The 9,766-nt window shown below is 44.4% G+C and carries 5 protein-coding genes; 1 reads left to right on the forward strand and 4 read right to left on the reverse strand.

All coding sequences use genetic code 11. The features are described from left to right. On the reverse strand, window positions 1-2,801 hold a 2,801-nt coding region (locus H6S82_RS08215), incomplete at its 3' end, for an adenylate/guanylate cyclase domain-containing protein (RefSeq protein ID WP_206756854.1). Window positions 2,802-2,972: 171 nt separating this feature from the next. Here H6S82_RS08215 and H6S82_RS08220 point away from each other — a divergent pair. Next, window positions 2,973-3,155, forward strand: coding sequence for a hypothetical protein (locus H6S82_RS08220; protein ID WP_190465636.1), 183 nt, complete (start codon window positions 2,973-2,975; stop codon window positions 3,153-3,155). Window positions 3,156-3,222: 67 nt separating this feature from the next. Here the strand turns inward: H6S82_RS08220 and H6S82_RS08225 are convergent, their stop codons facing one another. From H6S82_RS08225 to H6S82_RS08235, 3 genes are all read right to left on the reverse strand, one after another. Beyond that, window positions 3,223-6,399 carry a hybrid sensor histidine kinase/response regulator gene (locus H6S82_RS08225; RefSeq protein ID WP_190465634.1) on the reverse strand — a complete coding sequence of 1,059 codons (3,177 nt, stop codon included), beginning with the start codon at window positions 6,397-6,399 and terminating at the stop codon, window positions 3,223-3,225. Window positions 6,400-6,504: 105 nt separating this feature from the next. Continuing rightward, a complete protein-coding gene (locus H6S82_RS08230; RefSeq protein WP_242056860.1) occupies window positions 6,505-6,843 on the reverse strand; it encodes a four helix bundle protein in 339 nt (112 codons plus the stop codon). 111 nt (window positions 6,844-6,954) lie between these two features. Beyond that, on the reverse strand, window positions 6,955-9,766 hold a 2,812-nt coding region (locus H6S82_RS08235), incomplete at its 5' end, for a GAF domain-containing protein (RefSeq protein WP_191056141.1).

Consider the following 9,766-nt stretch of genomic DNA (forward strand, 5'->3'; position numbering starts at 1 on the left):
TGCCTATCGGCGAGCGCATCGCTTTTCTCATCTTGAATGTCATCAAAATCATCAATACCTAAATCGCCAGTCAGTTGACCGAAACTTGATGTGGTTACTTCAGCAGTTTTGCTATCGGCGAGCGCATCGCTTTTCTCATCTTGAATGCCATCAAAATCATCAATACCTAAATCGCCAGTCAGTTGACCGAAACTTGATGTGGTTACTTCAGCAGTTTTGCTATCTGCGAGCGCATCACTTTTCTCATCTTGAATGTCATCAAAATCATCAATACCTAAATCGCCAGTCAGTTGACCGAAACTTGATGTGGTTACTTCAGCAGTTTGCTTATCGGTGAGCGCATCACTTTTCTCATCTTGAATGTCATCAAAATCATCAATACCTAAATCGCTGGTAAGTTGACCGAAACTTGATGTCGGTGAAGAAGTAGTTTTGCTATCGGCGAGCGCATCGCTTTTCTCATCTTGAATATCATCAAAATCATCAATACCTAAATCGCCAGTCAGTTGACCGAAACTTGATGTCGGTGAAGAAGTAGTTTTATTTACTGAGGGAGCGGTTGTTTGTACGTCGTCTTTTGTAACGTCGTCAAACGCAGCCACACCGAAACTGCTAGTAAATTGGTTAATCGTTGATTTTGGTGGTTCGATCGGCTTGTTTGGTTTTATATCATCACCGTCGTTAAATTCATCAAAAGCATCGAGATCTAAACCACCTGTAAGCGCACCGATTAGATCTGTCAGCGCTCTCTTCCTCAACACCCAGGTATTTAGTCTGTTACCTTCCACATCGATCGCTTTTCCATGTTCAAATTCGTATGAATCGCCCAAGCGATCGCGCACTGATTGGGTAACTACAATCGCGTTGGCTTCAGCTTGAGTATTCAGGTAACTGGCGATTACTACCGTCTCTCCCCACAAATCGTAAGAAAACTTTTGCGTACCGATGATGCCTGCCGTCACTCTGCCTGCATGAATACCAATGCCGAGACCCAGCCTGGTATTAAGTCGGTTATTAATGCCTTGCGTAATGTCGAGTGCCTTCAAGGCAAAATCCATCATTCGTTTTTCGTGATCGAGACGGGGTTTGGTGAGTCCGCAAATGGCAATGTAGCGATCGCAGGCGACCTTTAATTTTTCTACATCGTAGCGATCGGTAAGTTCATCGAGGGAATCGATCAATTCGTTGAGTTGTTCTGCAACTGCTTTAACACCCTTATCTGCTTCTAACTTCCTTAAGCCAGTTATGCTGGCAAACATCACCGTCGCTTGTGGAATCGAGTCGTTAATTTCTTTTTCGCCTTTCTTGAGTCGATCGGCTACCGTCTTGGGCAATAATTTCGATAACAAGCTCTCGCTTTGGCGATATTTCTGTTCGACTTCGTGATTTTGCTGGCGAAAGCCTTTAATTATTTGGTTAAAGATATCTGCCAAATCTTTGTACTCATCTTGCGTATCCACCACCAGTTCAACGTCTGCTTCTCCCGCAGCTACTTTCTCAGATGCTTCCACCATCGCTTTGATCGGTTTGACAAATTTGGCGGCGGCTACACCAGCCACAAAAGTTACCACCAACACGAGGATTACGGTTGAGGTAAACAGGTAACTTTGCAGCGAATAAAGAGATTTATAGGCTTCAGCGATATCTATTTCCGACACAATTGCCCAGTCTAAGCCGGGTAGATTGAGGCGCGAGTAGGAACTGAGTACCTTAATACCGCGATAGTCTTGAGTGATTTTGCTACCTTCACCATGTTTGATGACCGCTTTTGCTGCCTTGGTGTCGATCTTCTGCAACAGGATAGAAGTGCCGATATTACTAATGAGTTGAATCGTCTCTTCTTTTGTACCCCTAGCACGCAAAGTTGCCTTGTAGTCCTCCGGCTTTTCGATCGAAAAGCGGGAAGAAGATCGCATCAGAAAATCCGAACCCACCAGATAGGTTTCTCCTGTTTTCCCCAGACCCTGCCACTGGCGATGCCCTGTTACGATGTCGTTAATCTCATCCACCGGCATTTGCACGGCGAGAATGCCGACCAACTGGGAACCGTCTAAAATCGGGCCAGCGATAAATGCCGCAGGTGCCCCATAGGAGGCGCGATAGAATTGGAAATCGACTACTGTAATCGCGTCGCGATCGGGATTATCCTGCACAGATGCGATCGCATTCCCTAAATTGCTGCGACTGTAAGGGCCCTCACTCAGATTTGTGGCAAAATCCGTCTCTTTATCAACTGAGTAGACAATTTCCCCGTTTTTCGGATCGATCAGGAAGAGATCGTAGTAGCCAAACTTTTTGATGATGTCCCGAAATAGCTTGTGGTACTGGGTATGAATATTGCTGTACTTGCTATCGTCTCCCGCATTCTGCAAAGCATCTTTTTCTCCCACCGGATGCGGGTTATGGGCAATGTAGTGATATTGGAGATATCGAGCTGCTGGACTTTGTGGCGCGTAGGTTTCAAAGTTGGGTGTTCCCAGAATGTTTTTAGACAGCCGAGGTAAAAATTCCTTGCTGTAATATGTTTCAATTGCTTTATCCCACTCCGCAGGAATACTTTTTTGGTTGAGTTCGTCGTATGCCTCATTGAACTCCTTCATTGCTGTCACTACCATCCGATCCTCACACAGAGTCTCCAGGTGGTGCTTTAAGTTGGTAAAGTAGGATTCTAGCTGATAAGCTTTGGCGCTACGGATACTGGCCAAATGATCGAAGAGAGTCTCTCTCAGCTCAGCCCTTGCCCAACTCCAGCCCAGGTAGCCAATCACCAGTATGGAAATCATACTCACTATCAGGAGCATGATTTGAACTTTTGCTTTAATACTTAAGCGCTTGAGTCCAAGCATAAGGAATTGCCGTTAGATACTTTACTAAATGATTTCGATAAATTTCAAATTTAAATCTGAAATTATCATTGTTTTTTGCTTTTAGGCGGCAACTGTTGGGATTATCTTAGGTAATCGCTTTGGGTAATGGCAGCAAGTTACTGCTGCCGAGCGATAAGCCACCCTGATGATGTTACCATCTTTGGCGGCAACTCGATCGTCAAAGTATGTCATCTACTTGTGAAGAAATTCTTAAATGCTAGGCTGCTAGAGCCTCAGTCAAGTAATGCTAGAAACTGGGTTGCTGACACAGGTTCGGAAAAAGCGTAAAAGGGAGAAAAGGAGAAAGGGTTTTTCCCCTTTTTCCTTTTCCCCCTTGTTCGCATTTTTGACTCTCTTAGAAAGTGATGGCAGCGGGAGCTTTTTGAGCGAGCCAGTCAGCGATCGCACCCAAAAGTTCGTCGTTGCGATAGGGCTTGGTAAAGTAGCCCACAGCCCCCATTTCTAAGCATATAAGCCGATATTTTTCACCTTGGCGAGAAGTTAACATAAGCACAGGCACTTTAGCTAAATCTGGGTCTTGACTGCAATTGTTTAAAAATTCAAAACCATTCACCACAGGCATTTCAATATCGCAAATGACTAATTGAATACCTCGATTTTGTTGCATTTGCTGTAGTGCCTCTCGACCGTTCTGTGCTTGTAGCACTTGGTAACCCGCTCTTTGCAGGAGCAATGCTAACGTTTGACGCACGCTAATCGAATCATCTACTACCAAAATTTTAGGAGAAGAAGAGGCGATAGAAGCAGAGGGAGAACGAGGAAGAAGAAGAGGAGAGATCGCAGATGGCTTTAATTTCAAATTTGAAGTTTCAGATTGCAGATTGAACGTAGGATTTTTGTTATCGATTGGCAATTTTAGATCGGAAATCTGCAATTTTACTGTTAATTGATTAAACAAGCGATCGACCAACGCAGTACCGTCAATCACAAGTGTGAGGCGACCGTCAGCAAGGGTACTGCCACCGTAGACATAGCTGGGAGGTGCGATCGCTTTACCTAAAGGTCTAATCACCAGTTCTTGTTCGCCCAAAATTTGATCGACTTCCAACCCCAAAAGTTCTTGATGTCGGCGTAGCAGCAGCAGAGGAGTGTAACCCGGTGCTTGAGAATGGTAACTGTAGCCCAGCAATTCGGCCATATTGTACACAGGCACCATAACTTGAGACTCGCCCCTACTCCAGCGCAATACTTTTTGACCTTCTAATTTTTGAATTTGCTCTGATTTGGGGATAATTATCTGTTCAATAGCATCCGATAGCAAGGCATACACAGCACCACCTACCTCACAAACCATCAATTTCCCCATTGTTAAAGTTAGCGGAAATTGCAGAGAAAATGTTGTGCCATTCTCCGGTTCCGAGCGTACTAAAACCGATCCGTAAAGCGCCTGCATTTGGGAACGTACAACATTTAAACCAATGCCGCGACCGGAAAGATCGCTCAGTTGCGATACGGTAGAAAATCCCGGTTCAAACAACAAATCTAACACGGCATTTTCAGACAATTTATTAGCTTGTTCCGCAGACATCCATTGCAGTTCGATCGCACGCCGCCGAATCCGATCTAAGTCCAGCCCCTGACCGTCATCGCTGACTTCAATAATTGTTTGATTGCCCTGATGATAGGCACGAATTTCAATGTTACCTGTTTCTGGTTTGCCTCTATGAGCGCGAATTTGAGGTGCTTCGATCCCGTGATCGAAGGCATTGCGAACTAAGTGCAGTAACGGGTCGTACAGCTTTTCTGCTAACGCCCTATCCACCAGCACATCTGTACCCCGCAGCGTCAGTTCTACTGGTTTGCGATGAGCTGTCGTCAGTTGTTGCAAGAGTCGAGGAAAGCGACTGAAAATTTCCCCAACAGGCAACATTTGTGCCTCTCTCATGTTATCTTGCACGTTATTCAACAGGCGTCGCTGTTTTTCAATAATTTGGCTTGATTGTCGTGCCAATATATCGGTAGAATCTGTAGATTCTTCTAGTTGGACAATTTCTTCTATGGCTGATTGCAAAAGTACGTGAAGTTCGCTGTAGCGATCCAACTCTAAGGAATCGAAGTTAGAGTTAATTTCAGATTTGAGATTTAAGATCGCAGAAAGAAGTTTTGCTTCTCCATTTGGTAATTTAAAGTCGGGAATCTGCAATTTGGCATTTTGTCGCTCCTGGGCGATCGATATTTCATCGCACCAGTCGCGCAGTTCGCTCATTGTTTGCTGGTGTCGTCGCAACCGCAAGCGCGATCGCCCAACCGAGTCTTGAATTTGCTCGGCAATATTAGCTAGGCGATTTTGATTGATCAGCAGTTCCCCTGCTAAGTGACTCAGGCTTTTTAGCAGATCTAAATCAACTCGTACAGATGGAGAAACAGGTTTGGGATTTGGGATTTGGGATTTAGTAACTATGCGTTGATAATTTTCCCCATCTTCCGTACTTTCATCCACCTCTGCTACATTGGCAGCCGTGACATTCGCCGTCTGTTTTGCGATTGGGCTAATTTCAGTACTTTGAGCTATTGTATCGGCAACCAAACTGCCAAAAACTTCTTCTAAGCTGAGATCTAAATCTGAGGCTGGTAAATCAACATAATCATCTATTTCAACAAAATTTTCTGCTTCATCTATAAAGCTAGAAAATTCGGAATCGGACTCCGAAAAAACAAATTCTTCCTGTTCTTCTGCGCCGCCCCTCCTATCCTCTCCTACCTCGATCGCCACTTTTACTGGTAAAATTGTCCCGGCTAGCTGTTGTAAGGTAAAAGAAGGCTCTCCACCACGAGTGCGATCGCCCGCCATCACCGCTGACCAGGCTTGCCAAAAATCAGTTATAGCTACCTTGGCAATATTACTTGCTTGTTTTGGATGAAGCTCTAAAGCAGCGATCGTTTTTTGCGCGATCGCACCAAACCCCGGTAAATTTAAAGATTCCGCCAAACCTACAAAAATTTCTGCTTGCTCTCGCAAAGCTGGCTCTACCTGCCAAGGTTGAGAATTATTTAAAAGATTTACCAATTCTTCCAGTCTTTGTTTAACACCCACTTCAAAAATAGATTGAGTAATATCAAATCCTAACTCCACCGAAGTAGGAATATGCGTTTCGCGAGCAAAATAATCTCCCAATTTTTCTTGCAATTGGGCAAATACATAAACTGCCCGATCCAAAACTTCATTGTCATTTATATAACCGCCTTGTATTTCCGCCATCAAAGGAAAGCGCAAACACTCATACCCTTCAATTAACAGCGTTTCTAATTCTGTATCGATCGACAAATCGGGGCTATATAGAACTTTAAATACATCCTCCAAATGGTGAGCGATCGTTTTAATCGTCTCCAGCCCCATATTGGCAGCCGCACCTTTAAGGGTATGGGTTGTCCTCATTAAGCTATGCACTTTAACAAGGCTGTAATCTTCTCGCAAAGTCAGCAAATCTTGTTCGATCGCCTGCAAAAGTTCCGGTGCTTCTGCAACAAAATACTGATAACCCTGTTCGCGGATATTGGTATCAAGGCTCATATTAATTTAAAATTTGAGATTTCAGATTTCAAATTTAAGTAAGAGTTTGAGATGGCAGATAGCAAATTTATTCAATCTGCCATCTTAAATCTTAAATTGGCTATTTTACACTTTGCCTTTGGCTGTATTGAGACTAGCGACAAAGATAGCCACAAGTTCTTTAGTCTCGCTCATAAGCGACATCAAAAGTTCAGGCTTGACAATTTCAGTTTCTGCCAGTATTTCCAGCCAGTATAAAGATTCATCAGCTTCTTCCAAAACAATACCGAGTTTGGCAATAAATTCAGCCCTCGATCGCCCTCGACAAGCAGCGCGATAATTAGCACCTACTGAAGTTCCCGATCTGAATAGTTGATTGCCAATAAGCTGCCCTTCTCTGGTTTCCGGAAGTTTCCTGCACAAGTTAATTACCCGTTTGGCAAACTCCTTAGTTCGTGTTTTCATCTGTTCTCGGTTCATATATACCCCTGATAAATTGCCAATTTTACATTTAAAATTTCAGATTGCAGATTAATTAATCCCTTAAATTTGAAATCTGCAATCTAAAATCTAAAATTAGCTGACTTTAAATCTGCCTACACTAGCCTGCAACTCTTCTGCCATTGCTACTAACTCTTTGAACGAAGCAGAAATATTCAGAGAATCCTCAGAAGTTTTGTTAGCGATCGCCGCCACACTCGTCATCGTTGCTGTCACCGATTGCGATTGTTGAGTTTGCAGCTGAGTTGCCTGGGTAATCTTTTCCACCAACTGCTGAATTTGTGCCGTAGCGCTCACAATTGCATTCAAACTTTGACGAGTTTCATTCACCAAATGAGTACCTTGCACCACCTGTTGAATACCAGTGTCCATCGCCACTACAACTTCACCAGTTTCTGATTGAATTTCCTGCACCAACTGCTCGATTTCAGTAGTTGCTGTCGCCGACTGACGCGCCAAACTGCGGACTTCATCCGCTACCACAGCAAATCCCTTACCGTATTCTCCCGCTCTCGTAGCTTCGATCGCCGCATTCAAAGCCAGCAAGTTAGTTTGCGTAGCCAAATCGCGAATCAAATTCACCGCTTTGGAGATTTTTTGCGATGATTCACTCAAACGTTTAATTTTCTTACCTGTTGTCGCCACAGTCTCGCGAATGGTGATAATTTCTTCCACCGTGCGGTTCATCGCTGCATCCCCTTGGCGTACAGTTTGGTTAGCTTGCTGTACCGCAACTTCCACTTGTTGCGCGTTTGTTGACACTGCTTGGGTAGAATCTACCATCGCCTTCACTTGTTGAAGCGCCTGGGTAAGTTGCTTAAACTGATGCTGCGCTTGCTGAGACAACTCTCCAATAGACACGCCGCTAACTTGAGAAGTTTGCTGCACTTTTCCAGTGGCAGTTTGCACCTGCACGAGGATTTTACGTAAGCTCTGGATGATGTTATTGTAAGCATCTGCGATCGTTCCCACTTCATCAGTTGTAATCGGAACCCGCACCGTCAAATCGCCCTTTAAAGTCGGCTGAATCGCACTCAACAACTGAATTGCTCGTTGTTGTAACTGCTCTTTTGCTTCTTTCTCCCGTTTCGCCGCCGCCGCTAATTGCTCGGATTGCTCCTTCACTTGTTCCACATATTTTGCTTGTCGCAAAGCCACACCCATTTGGATACCCACTTGGGCCAGCAAATTCACTTCTGCATCTTCCCAGTGACGCACATCTGAGTGTTGATAAGCAGCTAGCAAACCCCAAAGCGTATCGCCAAGAAAAATCGGCACAATAATATAAGCTTTGATTTCAAAATGCTGCAACATTTCGACGTGACAGCGCGAAAGACCGATCTTAGTGACATCGTGAGCTTTGGAATAAATATCCTCAACGGCAAACCTTTCATTTTTACGATAGCGACCGCCTTGGGTTTCTTGCAAGTGGCTATCTTCCCAAACAGTTGTGATGTCCGGGCCTACCCATTTTGTCCAGCTACCGCCTACCGATTCGGCGATGAAAATACCACTCCAATCGGGTTGGAATTGATAAACAGCGACGCGCTCGCAATTCAGCAACTGACGCATTTCTTGCGTTGTTGTCCTGAAGATCGCATTCACATCTAGCGACTGCCGAATCTTGTCAATAACTTTAGTTAGCGTTTGCTCCCGTTGTGCGATTTCAGTCAGTTTTTCTGATTTTACTCGCAATTGTTTGAGACTCTCGCTTTGCAGCAAAGCCACTCCCAATTGGGTGCCAATTTGAGTCAGCAAATTTATTTCAGATTCTTCCCAATGACGAGAACCTGTATTTTGATACGCACCTAACAAACCCCAAAGCGTTTCCCCCGCAAAAATCGGCACAAGCACATAAGCTTTGGCTTCAAATTGCTCTAAAAGTTCCACGTAGCAATCTGGAAAACCCGCTTTAGAGACATCATCAACTACAAAATTGTGGCGTTCGTGGCGATGACCTCCACGAGTTTGCTGCAAATAGCTATCCGTAACTCGGAATTTTACTCCCTTTCGTTGTAGTGTACCGCCATAATCAACAATATCGTCTACGTAGTGGTTATCATCTGAATGATTGTTGAGTAAAGATGTCCAGCCAGTAGCGACTGATTCGGCTACGAAAGTACCGCCCCAATTAGCATTAAAGCGATAAACTACCACTCGGTCTGCATTCAGCAAGCGTCGGATTTGTTGAGTAGTTGTTTTAAAAGTTGTGTCGATATCTTGGGAGTGCTGAATCTTATCGGCGATCGATTGTCCAACTTTACCGATAATCTGAATAAAGTTTTTCTCCCGTTCCGCTACAACTGCTAACTGCTCGGATTTATCTTTCAGTTGTTGCAGGTAGTTAGCTTGTCCCAAGGCAACCCCAAACTGAGCGGCAATTCGCTTAGCAAAATCAATTTCATGAGTTTGCCATTCACGCGGGCCATTGCACTGGTGAACGCAGAGCAATCCCCACAGTTCATCTTTGTCGATCAGGGGCACAATTAAGTTAGCTCGGATTTGAAATTGCGCGAGTAATTCGACGTGGCATTCGGACATTCCCGAATTGTGAATATCTGCAACTGCTTGGATGCGACCCTGCCGATATTGAGGAGCAAAGTTTTGTCCGAATAAATGGTCGCGTACTTTCAATCCCACTGTGGAAGTGTAGCTTGGCAACACATCTTCAGAAATAAATTCTCCTTCGTCAAAGCCTTGTTCGGGGAAGAAACGAAATACCGCCACGCGATCGGCATTTAGTAACTGTCGAACTTCCCGACTCGTTGCTTTGAATAAGCTGTCCAACTCCTGAGATTGCCGGATACGTGCGATTATTTTATTCAACGTTTGTTCTTGTTCTACTTGGCGTTGTAGCTGCAAGCGGAACTCATATGGTTGCAGGAGA

The sequence above is a fragment of the Planktothrix sp. FACHB-1355 genome (genome assembly GCF_014748295.1).
GTDB lineage: Bacteria > Cyanobacteriota > Cyanobacteriia > Cyanobacteriales > Aerosakkonemataceae > Aerosakkonema > Aerosakkonema funiforme_A.